The sequence below is a fragment of the Herminiimonas arsenitoxidans genome, assembly GCF_900130075.1.
Taxonomy (GTDB): Bacteria; Pseudomonadota; Gammaproteobacteria; order Burkholderiales; family Burkholderiaceae_D; genus Oxalicibacterium; species Oxalicibacterium arsenitoxidans.
Window position 1 is genome coordinate 2,974,096 of record NZ_LT671418.1, and the last position, 18,448, is coordinate 2,992,543.

Sequence of the window (18,448 nt, forward strand, 5' to 3'; positions counted from 1 at the left end):
CGGATGCGGCAGGAAAGGAAACTCAGTTACACCCGTGGCGGTGCGCGGGAAGAGAAGTGGCAGAGTAGCGGAGCGTCCCACGAGATATAGGCCGCCCATAAAGCGAGGACCTGTACGCTGGTTTGCAGTACAGGGGCGAATGGTAACAATGGTGCGCTGTCGGCCAGCGCCATGCCATCGTACAAGGTACAGGAGTGCGATTTATCGCCGGCGTATTCGAGGTCGGGTTCGGCGATGCCTTGATCTGCGACGTGGGCGATCAGGTGGTGATTACCGGCCCAATCCGCATGTTCTATCCGATGGCGCATGCCCATCCACTGCGCAAACAGCACGACCACCACCAGCAATGCAGCGAAGCAAAGACGGCGGTTAGAGGCGGCAGGTGACGAGTATGCGGATTTCACGAAATGATGTTTATTTATTCGATGCCAGTGTTGCGTTGCTCATGCGGTAGTACAAGCCCATAGGATCGTCTTTCATGATTTCCATCTTGCCGGAAACGATGATGGGTTCTAGCGTGTACTTGACCGGTGTTTTGGACTTTACTTCGACGACGCCTTCCGGTCCGGCTGGCAGGCAGAAGCTGCAGCTTTGCGGTACTAGCGAAATCAGAAAGTGTTTTTGTTTCTCGCCCGGTTCCAAGGGCATCATGAAACCTTGCACCTTGATTTCCTGATTGTTCAGCGCGGCAATATCCTTGCTGAATTCAGGCAAGATGCGATTCTTTACTTTCACTTGCTTGACCTTGGCCAGCGTGCTCCACGAAGTCACGCCCTTGATGTCATACAGCACCGGCATTTGTCCTGGCGTGTCGCCGACACCGGGTGGCGCGACATGTTGCTGACCTTGCTGCGGCGCAGTCGATGACCCCGCGGCGAAGGCTAGGGCCGGTGCCAGCAGGGCGAGTAGCAGAATGCGGGAGGTGGGGCGCATGATCATTTCATCAAGTAATCGTAAGAACATCAGGTAGCTCATTGTACTGGGCGTGTTATGACGACTGGGAAAAAATGCTTAATGCACATGACGCATGCCGCACAACTTGCCGAGAGCCAAACCTTTGCAGGCGGCAGCAAGTTCCGCATGGCATACTTTTTCATCCTTGCCCTTGCTGATGCAGCGCGCTGCTGCATAGTGTGCGGCAGCGATTGCCTGATGCTGGGCTATGACGTCTCTCTTGTGTTCGCTGTCTTTTGCATGAGCAGAAAAAGCCCAGAGCGCGGTGCAAGTGATCAGTAAATATTTCATATCGACCTCAGAATTTAATGTGACAGAGTACTGGCAATGTCAGTGCGATAAGCGCGCAGTGCCGGTAGCAGTGCGGCAATTAATCCGGTGCCTAGTGCCAGTAGCAATAGCCACACTTCATCCACACTGAAAATAAAGCCGGAGAGCGACAGATTTTGATCTTCGCTCAGGATGCGTCCCAATACTTCGACTGCAAGATGTCCCAACAGCCAGCCGAGAGCTGCGCCTATCAGCGCCAGCAAGATGCCTTCTATCAACAGCAACATGAATAATTTGGACGGCGGCGCACCTAGCGTACGCAAGATGGCGAGATCGGCTTTGCGTTCTTCCAATGCGTTATATAACGCGACAAACATCGACAGCGCCGCAGACAACAGCACAATGCCAGCGATGCCGCGCAAGACATCGATGCCGACACCTAGCATGCGGAACAACTTGGCGGCTTCCAACGCTGGTTGCGCTGCCTGCAATTCGCTTTGACTATTGATGAAGCGGGGCATGGTGATGGCCGCCAGCGGTGATGCGTACTGAACTAGCAGGGCAGTCAATTCACGCGATTCATCCATCGCTTCTTTTTCTTGTGCATCACTGGCATCGAGACCGTGCGTTTTGTCGTGCACGTGCCATACCGATGCGACCGGCGTCAGGATTAAACGATCCAGTACAGTGCCTGTTGGCTGCAGTATGCCAACAACTTGAAAGGCGGCATCTTCATGTACTTCGCCTGCTTTGGACAAACCGTGTGAGCCAAAGAATTCGGCACCTATCTTCGCGTTGGTGCGCTTTGCTGCCTGCGCTCCGAAGACGGCTTGCATGGGCGCATCGAATATTTTTCCTTGTGCAATCGCACCCTGGTAATGCGCGATGTAATCGCTATTGGTACCAACGATGCGGTAGCCGTGATAGCTATCGCCCAGTGCCAAGGGCATGACTTTCTTTACCATGCGATTTTGCTGCAGCTGCGCTTCTGCGGCCAATGGAATATTGCCGGTTGGCGTATCGACATGATAGATGGATGACAGGATCAATTGCAGTGGCGAACCTTTGGCACCGACAACCAGATCGATACCTTCTGCATCACGCAGTGCGTTATCGGCGAGTTGCGTTGAGGCAGACAGGACGAAAGTCATCATCGCGATGCCGACTGCCATCAGCAGCATATTCAAAGTGCTGGATAACGGCTTGTGTCGCAGCGACTTGAGCGCGAGCGTAAATGCGTTCAGCGCCATCAGACGGATACTCCGGGCTGAGTTGCGGATAGCCGTAAAACTTTTGCCTGTGGCAAAGCATTAAGCACGCGCGCATCGTGTGTGGAAATAATCAGGGAGGCACCTATCTCAGCCACTTGCGCAAGCAGCAAGGCGATGGCGGTGTTGCATGCCTCGTCGTCCAGATTGGCGGTTGGTTCATCGGCCAGCAGCAATTGTGGGCGATTGAACATCGCGCGTGCCAATGCCACGCGCTGGCGTTGTCCCTGGCTTAATTGATGCGGCTTTGCTTTTGTCTTGTCTGCTAGTCCAAGTGCATTCAACAATGCATCGGCGCGTACCGTATCGTTTAACTGTCCGCTGGCATACGCGGACAAGAGAATGTTCTCGTGTGCGTTCAGGCTGGGTATCAGTGCAAGCTTTTGCGGGAGGAATCCTATGGTTTTGCCGCGCCATTGATCTGCCGCGCGTGAAGTCAGCGACGACACATCGATGCCGGCAACCTGCAAAGTACCTGTTTGCGGTGTCAGAATGCCCGCGATCAAATGGAGCAAAGTAGATTTGCCACTGCCGGACGGTCCGATGATGATCGCGTGTTCTCCCTGCGCCAGCGAAAACGCGGGAACAACTAAATGGGGTATGTGCGCTCCGGCATAGCGGTGCGTCAGGTCGGATATTTGCAACATGGTTGCATTCTACAAAAAAACAAAGCGCGCGGATAGTGTGCCGCGCGCTTTATTGGCAGATAGGTTGCGAGAACCTATCGATTCAGACTGGAATCAGTCGCCGTACAGTTTTTGTTTCAGTTCGCGACGTTGCTGTGCTTCCAGCGACAGCGTTGCGGTAGGACGAGCCAACAAGCGTGGTACGCCGATAGGTTCGCCTGTTTCTTCGCACCAGCCGTATTCGCCAGAATCAATGCTGACCAACGATTGCTGAACTTTCTTCAACAACTTGCGTTCACGGTCACGTGTGCGCAATTCCAGAGCGTGTTCTTCTTCAATGGTGGCGCGATCAGCTGGATCGGGTACCAGAACGGTTTCACGCAGATGTTCGGTCGTTTCGTCGGCGTTTTTCAACAAGTCTTTTTCAAGTTGCTTCAGGCGGTTTCTGAAAAATTCGAGTTGAGCCTCATTCATGTAATCCTTTTCGCCCATCTTCATGATTTGCGCTTCGGTTAACAGTTCGGTGTCGCTTGCGACTGATGTTGATTTGCTTGATTTGGTTGCCACTGCGCTTGCCTTCAAAACTACGGGTTTTTCAATTTTATCTGCGGGTCTGGAGACAGTCTTGATGCTACTGCTGGTTCCGGACCGAGATGCGTCTTTATTCGGTTTTGCTGTCGCGGCTGTTGTCGACTTGCTGACGGTTGCCGTGACTTTTTTTACTGGGCTCGCTGTCTTTTTGGCTGCCGGCTTTGCTTTCGCTACTGGCTTTGCCAATGGTTTAGCACTTTTTACAGCGCTGGATTTTACTGCCGCCACTTTCGTTTTAGCAGTAGCTTTGGGTGATTTTACCGCACTCTTTGCCAGTGGTTTTTTTACCGCTTTGGCTACTGGCTTAGATGCCGGCTTGACCGCTTTGTTCACGGTCTTGACGGCTTTGCCTGCGACTGTTTTCGCAGGTGATTTTTTTGCGGATGCCTTGCTGACAGGCTTTGCACGAGTAGTCGCTGCAGCCTTCTTCGGGGCAATTTTTTTTGCGCTTTTTGCAGATTTTGTGACGGTTGCGTTCATAGTCCCTTGTCCTCAATGAACTTTCCCACACTCGGATCTTATCGTGCCCTGCGTGCGAGACTCACACCTTTAGCATCACCCAGGCCCTTATCCCCTGGACTCAAAACCACGGTAGTTTATACCAAACATTGTTCTAATCCGAAAATAAACGTTGCTTTCGGAAGATTCTGTCCAATAAATACCATTTTGTTGGAGCGTGTTTCGTTTTCGCCCCATTTGCTGCCTATGTCTGTACCCATGATTTGGTGCACGCCCTGGAACACGACTTTGCGGTCTGCGCCATCCATCCACAGTACGCCTTTGTAGCGCAGCATGCGCGGGCCGAAGACTTGCACCAGACCACCAAGGAACTCATCCAGTTTTTCTGTATTGAAAGGGCGATCGCTTTTGAAAACGAAGGCGGAAATATTATCGCTGTGATGTCCGTGATGGTGGTCGTGATGATCATGTTCACAGTGCGCATCGCAAGCGTGATCGTGCTCATGATGATGTTCATGCGTATGTTCTTCGGCAGCAATGAAGTCGGGATCAATTTCCAGCTTGTCGTTGAGATTGAAGCCGCGCAAGTCGAGTACATCGGCGATTGCTACGCGGCCAAAATCGTTGGTGCCTATGGGCGCGCGTGGATTGATGCGTTTGATGCGTTCGGTCAGCACTTTCAATTCATCGGCACTGACAAGATCGGTCTTCGATAGCAGCAACTTGTCCGCAAAACCGATCTGACGTTGCGCTTCTTCAAAAGTGTCTAATTGATGCATCGCATGCTTGGCATCGACTACGGTGATGATGGCGTCGACCAGATATTCAGATGCGACTTCTTCATCGACGAAGAAGGTTTGTGCGACCGGACCGGGATTGGCGAGACCGGTAGTTTCAATCACGACGTGATCGAATTGCAGTTCGCCGGCATTGCGTTTTTGCGCCAGCGCAGTCAACGCAAGAATCAAGTCGCCGCGTACGGTGCAGCAAATGCAGCCGTTGTTCATCTCGATAATTTGTTCTGTGCTGTCTTGCACCAGAATTTCATTGTCGATATTTTCCTGGCCGAATTCATTTTCGATGACGGCAATCTTGAAGCCATGCGGCTCTTGCAGTATGCGATTGAGCAGTGTGGTTTTGCCTGCGCCGAGAAAGCCGGTGAGTATGGTGGTTGGTATCAGTGCCATGTTATTTAATCTTTAGTGAGCGCAATCTGCACACCATCCTTTGATGGTGAGTTCGATCTCGTGACTTTGGAAACCTTTGCCTAGTGTGTCTTGCATCACGCTTTGCAATTGTTGGCGCAGCGTTGCAGTAGGTGAATTCGACTTGGCATCGGTGGCGAACAATTTTTCATCGATGTTATCGATACAGAATACTTTGGCGCAACGCGTACATTTGAAATGGCCGTGTTGATGTTGCTGCGCGTGATTCTTGTCGCCGTGTTCGTGATGTTCTATGCCCGCGTTGTAGCGAAAGACGCGATCGTCGCCGGCAATCTTGTGTGCTAGTCCGGCGTCGGTCAAACAGTCCAGCGCGCGATAAAGCGTGACGCGATCCATATCAACCAGCTTGTCTTGCACGTCTTGGTGCGACAAGGCATACGGTGCGCCGAGCAAGGAGGCCAATACCTTGATGCGCGCATCGGTGGCGCGTACGGATGTTTCGCGTAACTGGCTTTCAGCCAATGCCGGATAGTCTGGAGCGGCGGATTTTTTCATGATGATGCTGATTCAATTAAATAGTATGTTGATTATGCCGTAAATTTGCAATTGAGTTGCAAACTGCGTAATTATCGACACGTTTTATGAGCGTGGAGTAGTGATGGGATGCCGCAGAATGGTGTTGCGGTTTGTTAAGCAGGTTTCTTTTTCGCACGAGGGTGAGCGGCATCATAAACTTGCGCCAGACGCTGAAAATCGAGGGAGGTATAAATTTGCGTCGCAGAGATCGATGCATGTCCCAGCATCTCTTGCACGGCGCGCAGGTCGCCGGAAGATTGCAATACATGCGAGGCAAAGGAGTGGCGCAATACATGCGGGTGGACATCGGTCGGCAAGCCTATCGCTTGCGCATGTGCCTTTAGGCGCAGTTGAATGACGCGTGCCGAAACGCGCGTGCCGCGTTCGCTCAAGAATAGCGGATGCGGGTCCAGTTTCACCAGCGTATTGCGTATCGCCAGCCAGGACGCAAGCGCATCCATGGCTGCTTGTCCTATAGGCACGCTGCGCATCTTGTTGCCTTTGCCGGTCACCATTACTTCATGTGCGTCGAAATCTATCCAGCCGGCAGAAGTGTAGCGATTCTCCTGCGCGTAACGTACATCCAGTCCTACTAGTTCCGATACACGCAAGCCGCTGGAATACAGCAACTCAAACATCGCGCGATTGCATAGTTGCATGGCTGAGTTTGCGTTTTTGCCGGGCCGTGTTTCTGATACCAAGCGCACTGCATCATCTGCAGCCAATGCTTTCGGCAAGGGTTTGTTGCGTTTGGGTGCCTTGATGCCATCGACCGGATTGGAGGTGATGGCGTTTTGTTCTGAGAGCCAAGTGAAGAAGCCGCGCCACGCTGATAATTTGCGTGCAATGGAACGCGCATTCAAGCCTTTGGCATGCAGTTGCGCGGTAAATTTTCGGATCTGGAAGTGCGTGACGGAAGCGAGTGAGGCATTGCTGTCGCTTGCCGTCGCGTATGCAATCAATTCCAGCAAATCGCGACGGTAGCTGACGGTAGTCAATGGTGCCAGTTGGCGCTGGCTGATCAGGTTATCGAGATAACCGTCGAGGTAAGCGTGATTGGCTGCAACGCTCACGATGACATTTAGTCGAGCATGCTCGACAAGGCGGCGCTGGCAGTTTGGCCGATATTCGTCAGGAAATCGGTTGCCATGTCCGAGGTGAAGCGATGCGCATCAGGCGAGCCGAGTACCAACAGGCCAAACGCTTCCGGTGCATTGTCCAGACGCAGAGGCAAGAGAGCGACTGATTGTATCGATGGCGCATCTTCCAGCCACGAAGCGGCTTCAAAATCGTTGTTGCTGCCGCAGAACGGTGTGGTCAATCCGTTGGAGAATAAACGCGAATCAGCAGAAACCGAGGCAGCAAACCATGTGTGGGCAAATTCTTCCGATACACCCCACAGACGCAGCGTAACGTGCGGTACAGAGAATGCTTCTTGCAGACCGACAGTCAGCGTGTGCGGCAAATCGACATCGTTGCGCGCTTTCAACAGTGCGCATGTCCATGTATGGAATTTATGCGCGATCTCATCGTTTTGCTGACCGATGCGCATCAGCTCTGCCAAGCGTAATTCCATGAGCTTGTGCTTTTCACGCAAGACGTCCATTTGGCGTTCTTGCAGCGACAAGGTGCGACCACCGAGCGGGCTGGATAATTTGATTTTGGACAGCAACTCCGCATGTTCTTCAAAAAAGTGCGGGTGATCCAGCAAATAGTCGGCGACGGTGTTGGAATCCAGGGGAGCAGTCATTTGTCGTGTGATATTGAATAAGTTTGGTGGGAGCACGCCGCATAGGCGCGCGTTATCTGGCAATGATTTTAACCGACAACCGCGTGCGAAAAACAATCGCGTGCATTAGCGGTCAAATCTCGATTTCGCCTTCGAAGACGGTTACGGCGGGGCCGGTCAACATCACAGCTGATTCGCCACCTGCCCACGCGATAGCTAATTCGCCGCCGCGCGTCTCTACTTTGACAGGCGTGTGGAGCAAACCACGACGGATGCCGGCGACAACGGCTGCGCATGCGCCGGTGCCGCAAGCCAGCGTTTCACCTGCGCCGCGTTCGAATACGCGTAATTTGATGTGATGCTGATCGACGATTTGCATGAAGCCGGCATTCACGCGTTTAGGGAAGCGCGGATGATTTTCGATCAGGACGCCGTCTTCTCGTACCGGTGCTTCTTCCACATCGGCAACGACTTGCACTGCATGCGGATTGCCCATGGAGACGACGGAAATCCAGTAGGTTTCACCCTTGATGTCCAGCGGCCACACAGTATCGTTACCTTCTGCCTTGCACAGCAGATCGGTGGTGTTGAAGGGCACATCTTCCGGCGTCAGTATTGGTGCGCCCATATCGACGGTAATTTGCCCGTTGGCTTCCAGTCGTGGCTCGATGATGCCCGACATGGTTTCAACCTTTATGGCGTGTTTATTGGTGAGTTTCTTGTCGGTTACAAATTTGACGAAGGCGCGTGCGCCATTGCCGCATTGTTCAACTTCGCCGCCATCGGCGTTATAGATGCGATAGCGAAAATCAACGCCTGCGGCTTGTGGCTTCTCCACTACCAGCATTTGATCGGCACCGACGCCGAAGCGACGGTCTGCCAGATGTTGCCATTGTGCAGGAGTGAAAGCTATGGCTTGGTTGATGGCATCAATCACGACGAAATCATTGCCTGCGCCGTGCATTTTTGTGAATTTGAGTTTCATGTGTCGATTATAGCTGTGGCTTGCGAGCGCGATGAATGAAAGCGATTAATCAGCTGGCAGTGTGTCGTCAGGGCTGTTTTTGGCATAAACGCTGGGTTCACCCGGAGGGCGCGTTTTGAAACGTTTGTGCGCCCAGAAATATTCAGCCGGTGCTTCACGTATACGTTCTTCGATGAAAGCATTCATTCTGCGTGTGGCTTCGACGATATCGTCACCGGGATAATCCGTCCATGCCGGATAGAAGGTGGTTTTCCATCCCTGGTAGTTCGGCAAGTAAGTGGTGATCATAGGCACGACATTGGCTTTGGTCGCTGCAGCGATGCGCGCCGGTGCTGTCAGCGTGGCTGCAGGGATGCCGAAAAATGGCACGAATTCGCTATCGCGCACGCCGAAATCCATATCCGGCAACATGATAAAAGGTAGGCCTTCGCGCATCGCGCGGATGATGGGTTTGACGCCTTTGTCGCGTGATAGCAGCGTGACTGGGCGGAAGCGTGAACGGCCTTTCAATAGTGCTTCATCGATCAGCTGATTTTTCTGGCGCGAGTAAATCGTACAAACTGAAAAATGTGAATTCAGCACCAGCGCAATGCCAGGAATTTCCAGGCAAACGAAATGCGGACACAGCAAGATGGTCGGGCCGGATTCGAGTACTTCGAACGGGATGCCGGGTTCGACATGGATCAGACGTTTTAGACGTGCTTCCGACGCCCACCACAAGATGCCGCGTTCCAGTGCACTACGCGCATACGCTTGGAAATGTTGTTTGGCGATGGCTTCGCGTTCCGCTTCACTTTTTTCTGGGAAGCACAGACGCAGATTGGTTAGCGTCACGTGACGGCGAGACTTCATGAGGATATAGAGCAGCGAACCGAGCGCTTTCCCTATACGTCCCAAAATCGGCAGCGGCAGCCAGTGCAGCAGCCACATCACAATAATCAGCGCTCTCATACTTGTTCTCCGGCGGGAGTGACGCCGGCTGGCGTTTTATAGCGGTTGTAGCTCCAGATGTATTGCGCCGGGCAGCGCGCAATCAATTTTTCCATCGCCAGATTGATGGCACGTGCTTGTTGTTCCGGCGTATCGCCTAGCGTTTCTTCAAACGGTACAAAGCGAATCACGAAGCCGCGGCCGTAAGGCAGGCGTTCAGCGTAAGACAGAATGATGGGTGCATGACTCATAGTGTGCAGCTTGGCTGACAAGGTCATGGTGTAGGCTGGTTTGCCGAAAAAATCTGCCCATACACCTTCGCCGTGTTGCGGCACCTGATCTGGCAACAAACCGATGGCCTGGCCGTTCTTCAATGCTTTCAATAAAGTACGCACACCGGATAGATTGGCTGGCGCCAAATGAAGATTTTCACGCGCACGCGCGCCTTCGATCAGTGGTTGCAATGCAGACTTGCGTGATGGGCGATATAACGCGGTCAATGAAGTTTGTGTGGCAATGGCTTGCGCAATGATTTCAAAACAACCCAGATGCGGCGTCAGGAAGATCACGCCGGTTTTTGCGTCCAGCGCGGCTTGCGCCAGTTCCCAGTTTTCTATCGTCGCGGTACGGAGTACGCGGGCGGGAGCCGCACACCAGACGAAGGGCAATTCGAGTATGCCTTTACCGGACTCATTGATTGCCGCAGATAAATGTTGCTGATAGCCGGCACGCGTGATGTTGTCTTTCAGGCGTTTGCGATAAGCAGGAGACGCCAGATAAACCAGCCAGCCCATTGCGATGCCGATCGGATGCAGCACCGATAAAGGCAGAATAGAGAGCAGACGGAAGAGGGAAACAAGCATACTGGCCGTTAAATAAGAAGGTCTTAATAAGACCAAAAGTGATAAGTCTGCTAAGGCAAAGCGGGGCAAAAACTGGGCAAATTGCCGAATTTTTTCAAGAGGCGTAAAATAGCACAAAGTAGCAACCGCCGAGTTAATGACAACTTGCGAGGCGGTATATAAATTTCGCTAAAGCGTCGCAGGCTCAATTAGGTTGACCGCGACTTAACCAACTTAATAAAGTACTAAGGAACCTGCGATGGCTAATGATTTTCTGTTTACCTCCGAATCCGTCTCTGAAGGCCACCCAGACAAAGTGGCCGATCAAATCTCCGATGCGATCCTTGATGCGATCTTTCAACAAGATCCTAAAGCACGCGTAGCGGCAGAAACACTGTGCAACACCGGTTTAGTTGTTTTGGCGGGTGAAATTACCACCTTCGCCAACGTCGATTACATCGAAATCGCACGCCAAACCATCAAACGCATCGGTTACGACAATGCCGACTACGGTATCGACTACAAGAGCTGCGCCGTGCTGGTCGCGTATGACAAGCAATCGCCTGACATCGCACAAGGTGTGGATGAAGGCGCTGGTATCGACCTCGACCAAGGCGCTGGCGATCAAGGCTTGATGTTCGGTTACGCTTGCGATGAAACGCCAGAATTGATGCCGGCTGCGATTCACTACGCGCACCGTATCGTTGAACGCCAATCGGAATTGCGCAAAGATGGTCGTCTGCCATGGCTGCGCCCGGATGCAAAATCACAAGTTACCTTGCGTTATGTCGATGGCCGTCCTGTTTCCATTGACACCATTGTGCTCTCGACACAACACGCGCCAGAAATGCAACACAAGGAAATCGAAGAAGCCGTCATTGAAAGCATCATCAAGCCTGTCGTACCGGCTGAATGGTTGAAAGATACACGTTTCCTGGTCAATCCAACCGGTCGTTTCGTTATCGGTGGTCCGCAAGGCGATTGCGGTTTGACCGGTCGTAAAATCATCGTTGATACCTACGGCGGCGCAGCTCCGCACGGCGGCGGCGCATTCTCCGGCAAGGATCCTTCGAAAGTCGATCGTTCCGCAGCATACGCAGGTCGTTATGTAGCGAAAAACATCGTGGCAGCAGGTTTGGCTGAGCGCGCACAGATCCAGATTTCCTACGCAATTGGCGTGGCTAAACCGACTTCGGTTATGGTCACCACCTTTGGCACAGGCAAAATCAGCGATGAAAAAATCGCTCAATTGGTACTGGAACACTTCGATCTGCGTCCAAAAGGTATCGTGCAAATGCTGGATCTGTTGCGTCCGATTTACCAAAAAACTGCAGCATACGGCCACTTTGGTCGTGAAGAGCCAGAGTTCACTTGGGAACGTACCGACAAGGCCGCAACTCTGCGTGCAGCAGCCGGTCTGTAATAATTAGTCTGTAGTGTTGTGCGATGGTCGGATAAAATTCTGCAAAGAATTAATCCGACCATTTTGTTTTTTGAGGCGTTGATGCATATCGCAAATCTTGTCAGGCAGCTCCTTATCCCGTTTGTCCTTGCGTTCGGGATAGCTTTGCCTGCCAGTGCGACTGCCACTTCGCCAGTTTCTACGCCAGTTCATCCAGCTGATTGGTGCAAGCGCTTGGTCGTACGTCTGCCTGGCGTGTCCAATGCGATGTGCCAGCAAAGCGAATTGTTGCCGACAGGAGTGAATTCGCTGCAAGGTTTTCCTTTGCTGGCGCGTCAGATTCCTGCTGTCAAAAAGGGTAAGCGTAGCCAGCCACCATTGCGTGTATTGCTGATGGGTGGCATACACGGCGATGAATTGACTTCGGTTTCTGTTGTGTTCCGTTGGCTGCAATGGATGCCTACGGCCGCAGCGCAGCAATTTGAGTGGAGCGTGGTGCCTGTCGTTAATCCTGACGGTTTATTGGCGCCCAAAGCCAAGCGGGTCAACGCCAACGGCGTTGATTTGAATCGTAATTTCCCGACGCCGGGTTGGCAGCAGGATGCGCCGCGTTACTGGGCTGCGCGTACCAAAAAAGATCCGCGTCGCTTCCCTGGTTCTGCACCTTTGTCCGAGCCGGAAAGTCGCTGGGTACATGACGAAATGGTACGTTTTCGTCCTGACGTGATTATTTCCGTGCATGCACCGTTCGGCGTATTGGATTTCGATGGCCCGGCACAGCCGCCGCGTCGTTTCGGCCGCCTGTTATTGAATCGTGTCGGTGTTTATCCCGGCTCTTTGGGTAATTACAGCGGCATACACAAAAATGTTCCGGTAATTACCATCGAGTTGCCGAACGCACAAAAAATGCCATCGGATGCTGAAGTGAAGCGTATCTGGCTGGATATGTTGCGCTGGATCACGGAAAACGTGGAATCTCAGTCTGAATCAGCCAAGCTGCATTCAGTTTCTCTACCTCCTACCGCGCCACTGAAGAAATAGTTTCCTTTCTGCATGGCTGTAGAAGGTGGTCGCAGGCGTTTTTTTCGATTAAAATGGCACCCGCATCAAGGAGCGTTGCGACAGATCGTTCGATCTGCCAGGCTTGATGCGGTCAGTACATGCAACTGCGCTCACGTTTCTTTTTTTCTAACGAAAGGAGGGCGTGATGAACGCCGCAGTAATGACTTCCTCTACTAAATTTTCCGATTACGTAATCGCCGACTTGTCCCTGTCAGTTTGGGGTGACAAGGAAATTCGCATCGCCGAAACCGAAATGCCAGGCCTGATGGCCATCCGCGAAGAGTTCGCCGCAGCGCAGCCTTTGAAGGGCGCACGCATCACCGGTTCGATCCACATGACGATTCAAACCGCCGTGCTGATCCAGACACTCGAAGCTTTGGGCGCACAAGTGCGTTGGGCGTCGTGCAATATCTATTCGACACAAGATCACGCTGCTGCAGCGATCGCTGCTGCCGGCACACCAGTATTCGCGGTTAAAGGCGAAACACTGGACGACTACTGGGAATACACCCACCGCATCTTTGAATGGCCAAACGACGCTAAAGGCGCAGCGGTTTATTCGAACATGATTCTGGATGACGGCGGCGACGCAACCTTGTTGCTGCACCTCGGTACACGTGCTGAAAAAGATGCATCGGTATTGAACAACCCAGGTTCCGAAGAAGAAATCTGCCTGTTCAATTCGATCAAGAAACATCTGGCAGTGGACGCGACCTGGTACTCGAAACGTTTGCCGCAAATCCTCGGCGTGACCGAAGAAACCACCACCGGCGTGCATCGTTTGTACCAAATGCACAAGGAAGGCAAACTGGCTTTCCCTGCGATCAACGTTAACGATTCCGTTACCAAATCCAAGTTCGACAATCTGTACGGCTGCCGCGAATCGCTGGTTGACGGTATCAAGCGCGCAACCGACGTCATGATCGCCGGTAAAGTAGCAGTCATCGCCGGTTACGGTGACGTCGGCAAAGGTTCGGCTCAAGCAATGCGTGCATTGTCGGCACAAGTCTGGGTGACTGAAATCGATCCTATCTGCGCACTGCAGGCTGCGATGGAAGGTTATCGCGTTGTGACGATGGAATACGCTGCTGAACACGGCGACATCTTCGTTACCTGTACCGGTAACTACCACGTCATCACGCATGACCACATGGCCAAGATGAAAGACCAGGCGATTGTCTGCAACATCGGTCACTTCGACAATGAAATCGAAGTTGCTGCGTTGAAGCAATACACATGGGAAAACATCAAGCCGCAAGTCGATCACATCATCTTCCCTGACGGCAAGCGCATCATCTTGCTGGCAGAAGGTCGTCTGGTTAACCTCGGTTGCGGTACTGGTCATCCGTCGTACGTGATGAGCTCGTCGTTTGCGAATCAAACGATCGCACAGATCGAGTTGTACGCGAACACGAAAAACTACCCAGTCGGCGTCTACACGTTGCCTAAGCATCTGGATGAAAAAGTCGCGCGTCTGCAATTGAAGAAACTCAATTCACAGTTGACGACTCTGACTGACGAGCAAGCCAATTACATTGGCGTGCAGAAAACTGGTCCTTACAAGCCAGAGCACTATCGTTACTAAGCAGTTGCAATAGACGTCGCTAAACAAGCAGTCGTTTTGCCAGAGCCGCTCCGTTTTTGATAAAAATGGAGCGGCGATTTCCTGAAGTTCAATTTTGAAAACGGAGAAATCGTATGCGTTTAATCCTCATCTGGGCAATCAATGCAGCGGCGCTGTTTGCGCTTCCTTTCTTAATGTCGTCGATCAAGGTCGACAGTGTTGGTGCGGCGATACTCGCGGCGCTGGTGCTGGGCTTGGTGAACACCTTGATACGTCCTCTACTCGTATTACTGACTTTGCCTGTCACCTTGCTGACGTTGGGCTTGTTCATCTTCGTCATCAACGGATTGATGTTCTGGGCGGTGTCTGAGTTGGTGGGCGGCTTCCATGTTGCCGGCTTCTGGGCAGCGGTTGGCGGTGCGATTTTGTACAGCATTATTTCGTGGATACTGTCCGCGCTTTTACTACAAGAAAAATGAAACAACAGAATTTCAGCATAGAGTTCTTCCCGCCGAAGACACCGGCTGGTGTGGAAAAACTGCGGGTCACCTGCGCCAAGCTGGCCGAGTTGAATCCGAAATATTTCTCGGTCACCTTTGGTGCCGGTGGTTCGACGCAGCAAGGCACACTGGAAACGGTGCTGGAAATCCGCCGTGCCGGTCACGACGCTGCGCCGCATTTATCCTGCCTCGGCAGCTCGCGTGAAAACCTGCGCGCGATCCTGGCAGAGTTCAAATCGCATGGCATCAAGCGCATTGTCGCCTTGCGCGGCGATTTGCCTAGCGGCTATGGCGCTATGGATATGTCGTCCAGCGAGTTCCATCATGCGAACGAACTGGTTGAATTCATCCGTGCCGAAACCGGCGACTGGTTCCATATCGAAGTCGCGGCTTATCCAGAGATGCATCCGCAAGCGAAGTCGCCACAGGATGACATCGCCAGCTTTGTACGCAAGGCAAAGGCCGGTGCCGACTCAGCGATTACGCAGTATTTCTACAATGCGGATGCCTATTTCCGTTTCGTCGATGATGTACGCAAGGCAGGTACGGATATACCGGTTACTGCAGGCATCATGCCTATCACCAATTATTCGCAGTTGATGCGCTTCTCGGACATGTGTGGCGCGGAGATTCCGCGTTGGGTGCGTCTCAAGTTGGCCAGCTTTGGCGATGATAGTGATTCGATACGTGCATTCGGCCTGGATGTCGTGACCGATTTGTGTGAGCGTTTGCTGGCAGGTGGTGCGCCGGGCTTGCATTTCTACACATTGAATCAAGCGGCGGCAACGCACGCGATCTGGTCGCGCTTGAATCTATCGCAAAAGTAAGCTGCAAGATTTGGAAGTATGTTTGGAGTACAAAACGATGCCCTGTACCGGTTCACGGTCACGGCATCATTTTTATTTCAGGGCTGGAAAGTACCTTCTTCCGTGATCACCATATCCAGCGCAATGTCATACACCTCATTGGCAAAATCGACTTCTCCAAACGCATAAGCGACGCCTAGCGTACGCGGTCTGGGTTGCTGCGCCAGGGTCCTATCGTAAAAACCGCCGCCGTAACCGAGGCGAAAGCATTCAGCATTAAAACCCAAGCAGGGGATCAGCAAGGCTTGCGGCTGTACAAGCGCATTCTCCGCGACGGGCACGCTGGTGCCGAATCTATCCTTGTGCAAGGCCTCGCCCGGTGTCCATTGCACGAACTGCAGGGGCGTCGTGTCACCGACGATTATGGGCAATGCCAATTGCACACCTTGCTCACTTAAGCTGGCATACGCCTGATGCAAATCTGGTTCGCCGCGCATAGGCCAATACACGCCCAGCGTGGCTGGCTGCTCGGTGCGCCACCATTGCAGGATTTTGGTGCCTATGCGGCGATCAAAAAGCTGGCGTTGATCAGGAGCAAGGGCAGTGCGTGCTGCGAGTAGTGTGCGGCGTAGTTCTAGCTTATTTTGCATGGGTACGGGAATGGCATCGCGTGCTATTCTAGGTGGCATAGCCATCCAGTATAAGCAGGATAAAAAGAGGGGTCACGAAATTCATGTTTTCGAATAAATTATTGGCGCGAGTCATGTTGCTCGCCGCATCTACATTGTTTCTGCTGCCGGCAGCGCATGCACAAAAACGCCCGGCCGGTTTCGCCAGCGATGACGATGCCTTCTTGGCATTGCGTGATGCATCCCGTCGTAACGATGCTGCGCGCGCGAGTGATATCGCCTCCAGACTGGGCAGCTATCCGATTCCTTCCTATGTCGATTACTACCAGCTGAAGCCGCGCATCAAGGATGCCTCCGCTACCGAGATACAAGCCTTTTTGACACGCTATAACGGCAGTGCAATTGCCGACCGCTTGCGCAACGATTGGTTGTTGGAGCTCGGCAAGCGGCGCGATTGGGTGACTTTCGACGAGCAGTATCCACAGTTTGAATTGAATGACGACACACAACTGAAGTGTTATGCCCTGATGTCGAAGGCCTTGAAAGGCGTGAATGTTGCCGCCGATGCACGTGCATTGTTGACGGTGCCTAAGAATTACGGCGAAGGTTGTATAGCCCTGATTGGTACCTTGATGGACAACGGTCAGTTCAACGAAGATGATTTGTGGGCGCAAGTGCGCTTGGCAGCAGAAACCGGCTCGACCGACTTCGTACGTCGTTTGGTGCCGTTTACCGGTATCGATGATGGCTCTTTGATTACGGCGATGGAAAAACCGGCATTGATTACTTCGCGCGGCGTGGGTTTTCGCCGGGTGAGGCATGAAGTGTTCATCGTCGCTTTGGGGCGTATTGCAAAAAACAATCCGGCACAGGCTGCCGATATCCTGTCCAGTAATACATTGCTGCTGAACAAAAAGCAGGAAGGATTGGGTTGGGGGCAGATCGCTTTGCAGGCATCGATGAAGTTGATGCCTGAGGCCGCTGATTATTGGCGCAAGGCTGGCAATGCGCCGCTATCGCCGGAAGCACATCAGTGGAAGATACGTGCCGCTCTGCGCGCTGGCGACTGGAAGCTGGTCAAGCAAGGCATAGAAGCGATGCCACCAGCTTTGCGTGATGACTCAAGTTGGACTTACTGGTTGGCGCGTGCCTTGCGTGAAGAAGGCAAGAAAGATGAAGCCAACGCATTGATGCAATCGATTGCATCGCAAACCAATTTCTACGGGCAGTTGGCGTTGGAAGAGCTGGGCCAGAAAATCACGATCCCACCACGCGCTGCTCCTGTGACGGAAGAAGAAGTTGCGCCTATGGCAGCCAATGCCGGATTCCGCCGCGCTTTCAAATTCTTCGATCTGGGTTTGCGCTTCGAAGGTTACCGCGAATGGAATTGGGAGCTACGCAGAATGAACGAGCGTCAGCATCTGGCAGCTGCCGAGTTTGCGCGTCGTAGTGAAGTGCTGGATCGCATGGTGAATACCTCTGATCGTACCAAGATAGAAGTCGATTTCACACAACGTTTCCCTGCACCTTATCGCGAGATCATGCGCACGGCGACGCAAAAAGTGGGCTTGGAAATGGCTTGGGTGTACGGTCTGATTCGCCAGGAATCGCGCTTCGTCATGGATGCACGTTCGCATGTTGGTGCCTCCGGCTTGATGCAATTGATGCCAGCCACTGCACGTCACGTCGCGAAGAAAATCGGCATGACTGATTTCGCACATAGTCAGGTGAATGAGATTGAGACCAATATCATGTTGGGTACCAGTTACTTGAGCATGGTGTTGAACGATCTGGATGGCTCGCAAACAATGGCGACGGCTGCGTACAACGCTGGCCCTGGTCGTCCGCGTGCATGGCGCTCAACCTTGACACGTCCGGTGGAAGGCGCGATTTTTGCAGAGTCGATTCCATTCTCGGAAACGCGTGATTACGTGAAGAAAGTATTGTCTAACGCGACTTACTATGCGGCGATGTTCGAGAACAAGCCGCAATCGTTGAAAGAGCGTTTGGGCAGTGTTGCTCCGAAGTCGTTTGTCGCTAGCGATTTGCCATAAACTGGTTTTGCCGTACTAGTAATGTTCCTTTTCGA

Annotated in this window: 20 protein-coding genes and 1 riboswitch; of the genes, 6 read left to right on the top strand and 14 right to left on the bottom strand. The window is 52.7% G+C overall.

What is annotated here, in order from left to right; genetic code table 11:
• Window positions 1-26 precede the first annotated feature (26 nt).
• From BQ6873_RS14085 to BQ6873_RS14145, 13 genes are all read right to left on the bottom strand, one after another.
• Window positions 27-404 (bottom strand): hypothetical protein, encoded by a 378-nt coding sequence (locus tag BQ6873_RS14085; RefSeq protein ID WP_076593205.1) that lies wholly within the window; start codon window positions 402-404, stop codon window positions 27-29.
• Window positions 405-414: 10 nt separating this feature from the next.
• Window positions 415-933 (bottom strand): DUF3299 domain-containing protein, encoded by a 519-nt coding sequence (locus BQ6873_RS14090; protein WP_076594144.1) that lies wholly within the window; start codon window positions 931-933, stop codon window positions 415-417.
• A 78-nt stretch (window positions 934-1,011) separates the two neighbouring features.
• Window positions 1,012-1,245, bottom strand: a complete 234-nt coding sequence (locus BQ6873_RS14095; RefSeq protein ID WP_076593206.1) for a hypothetical protein — start codon at window positions 1,243-1,245, stop codon at window positions 1,012-1,014.
• Between the two features lie 14 nt (window positions 1,246-1,259).
• Window positions 1,260-2,474: an ABC transporter permease gene (locus BQ6873_RS14100; protein ID WP_076593207.1), complete on the bottom strand. Its 1,215-nt coding sequence runs from the start codon at window positions 2,472-2,474 to the stop codon at window positions 1,260-1,262.
• Entirely contained in the window at window positions 2,474-3,139 is a 666-nt protein-coding gene (locus BQ6873_RS14105) for an ABC transporter ATP-binding protein (RefSeq protein WP_076593208.1), read from the bottom strand. The genes BQ6873_RS14100 and BQ6873_RS14105 overlap by 1 nt, the downstream gene beginning before the upstream one ends.
• Window positions 3,140-3,232: 93 nt before the next feature.
• Window positions 3,233-4,189 carry an RNA polymerase-binding protein DksA gene (dksA, locus tag BQ6873_RS18470; protein WP_231949349.1) on the bottom strand — a complete coding sequence of 319 codons (957 nt, stop codon included), beginning with the start codon at window positions 4,187-4,189 and terminating at the stop codon, window positions 3,233-3,235.
• A gap of 116 nt (window positions 4,190-4,305) precedes the next feature.
• Window positions 4,306-5,355 (bottom strand): CobW family GTP-binding protein, encoded by a 1,050-nt coding sequence (locus BQ6873_RS14115; RefSeq protein WP_076593209.1) that lies wholly within the window; start codon window positions 5,353-5,355, stop codon window positions 4,306-4,308.
• Between the two features lie 12 nt (window positions 5,356-5,367).
• Complete coding sequence (locus BQ6873_RS14120) at window positions 5,368-5,889, bottom strand: Fur family transcriptional regulator (protein WP_076593210.1); 522 nt, start codon at window positions 5,887-5,889, stop codon at window positions 5,368-5,370.
• A gap of 134 nt (window positions 5,890-6,023) precedes the next feature.
• Window positions 6,024-6,983 (bottom strand): tyrosine recombinase XerC, encoded by a 960-nt coding sequence (gene xerC / locus BQ6873_RS14125; protein WP_076593211.1) that lies wholly within the window; start codon window positions 6,981-6,983, stop codon window positions 6,024-6,026.
• 8 nt (window positions 6,984-6,991) lie between these two features.
• Window positions 6,992-7,660 (bottom strand): DUF484 family protein, encoded by a 669-nt coding sequence (locus BQ6873_RS14130; protein ID WP_076593212.1) that lies wholly within the window; start codon window positions 7,658-7,660, stop codon window positions 6,992-6,994.
• Between the two features lie 112 nt (window positions 7,661-7,772).
• The gene (dapF, locus tag BQ6873_RS14135) at window positions 7,773-8,624 is read right to left on the bottom strand and encodes a diaminopimelate epimerase (RefSeq protein WP_076593213.1); all 852 of its coding nucleotides are present in this window, start codon (window positions 8,622-8,624) and stop codon (window positions 7,773-7,775) included.
• Window positions 8,625-8,669: 45 nt separating this feature from the next.
• Entirely contained in the window at window positions 8,670-9,575 is a 906-nt protein-coding gene (locus BQ6873_RS14140; protein WP_076593214.1) for an LpxL/LpxP family acyltransferase, read from the bottom strand.
• Window positions 9,572-10,417, bottom strand: coding sequence for a lysophospholipid acyltransferase family protein (locus BQ6873_RS14145; protein WP_076593215.1), 846 nt, complete (start codon window positions 10,415-10,417; stop codon window positions 9,572-9,574). Before BQ6873_RS14145 ends, BQ6873_RS14140 begins: the two co-directional genes overlap by 4 nt.
• A gap of 238 nt (window positions 10,418-10,655) precedes the next feature.
• On the opposite strand from BQ6873_RS14145, the gene metK reads away from it, so the two are divergent.
• From metK to metF, 5 genes are all read left to right on the top strand, one after another.
• Complete coding sequence (metK, locus tag BQ6873_RS14150; protein WP_076593216.1) at window positions 10,656-11,819, top strand: methionine adenosyltransferase; 1,164 nt, start codon at window positions 10,656-10,658, stop codon at window positions 11,817-11,819.
• An 81-nt stretch (window positions 11,820-11,900) separates the two neighbouring features.
• Window positions 11,901-12,839: a M14 family zinc carboxypeptidase gene (locus tag BQ6873_RS14155; protein WP_076593217.1), complete on the top strand. Its 939-nt coding sequence runs from the start codon at window positions 11,901-11,903 to the stop codon at window positions 12,837-12,839.
• Between the two features lie 61 nt (window positions 12,840-12,900).
• A riboswitch (S-adenosyl-L-homocysteine riboswitch) is annotated at window positions 12,901-12,979 on the top strand.
• A 26-nt stretch (window positions 12,980-13,005) separates the two neighbouring features.
• Window positions 13,006-14,445, top strand: a complete 1,440-nt coding sequence (ahcY, locus tag BQ6873_RS14160; RefSeq protein ID WP_076593218.1) for an adenosylhomocysteinase — start codon at window positions 13,006-13,008, stop codon at window positions 14,443-14,445.
• A 113-nt stretch (window positions 14,446-14,558) separates the two neighbouring features.
• Window positions 14,559-14,903, top strand: a complete 345-nt coding sequence (locus BQ6873_RS14165; RefSeq protein ID WP_076593219.1) for a phage holin family protein — start codon at window positions 14,559-14,561, stop codon at window positions 14,901-14,903.
• The gene (gene metF / locus BQ6873_RS14170; protein ID WP_076593220.1) at window positions 14,900-15,751 is read left to right on the top strand and encodes a methylenetetrahydrofolate reductase [NAD(P)H]; all 852 of its coding nucleotides are present in this window, start codon (window positions 14,900-14,902) and stop codon (window positions 15,749-15,751) included. Before BQ6873_RS14165 ends, metF begins: the two co-directional genes overlap by 4 nt.
• A gap of 77 nt (window positions 15,752-15,828) precedes the next feature.
• On the opposite strand, the gene BQ6873_RS14175 is transcribed toward metF, so the two are convergent.
• Window positions 15,829-16,419 (bottom strand): 5-formyltetrahydrofolate cyclo-ligase, encoded by a 591-nt coding sequence (locus BQ6873_RS14175; protein WP_231949351.1) that lies wholly within the window; start codon window positions 16,417-16,419, stop codon window positions 15,829-15,831.
• 44 nt (window positions 16,420-16,463) lie between these two features.
• On the opposite strand from BQ6873_RS14175, the gene BQ6873_RS14180 reads away from it, so the two are divergent.
• Window positions 16,464-18,413, top strand: coding sequence for a lytic transglycosylase domain-containing protein (locus BQ6873_RS14180; RefSeq protein ID WP_076593221.1), 1,950 nt, complete (start codon window positions 16,464-16,466; stop codon window positions 18,411-18,413).
• The last annotated feature ends 35 nt before the right edge of the window (window positions 18,414-18,448 follow it).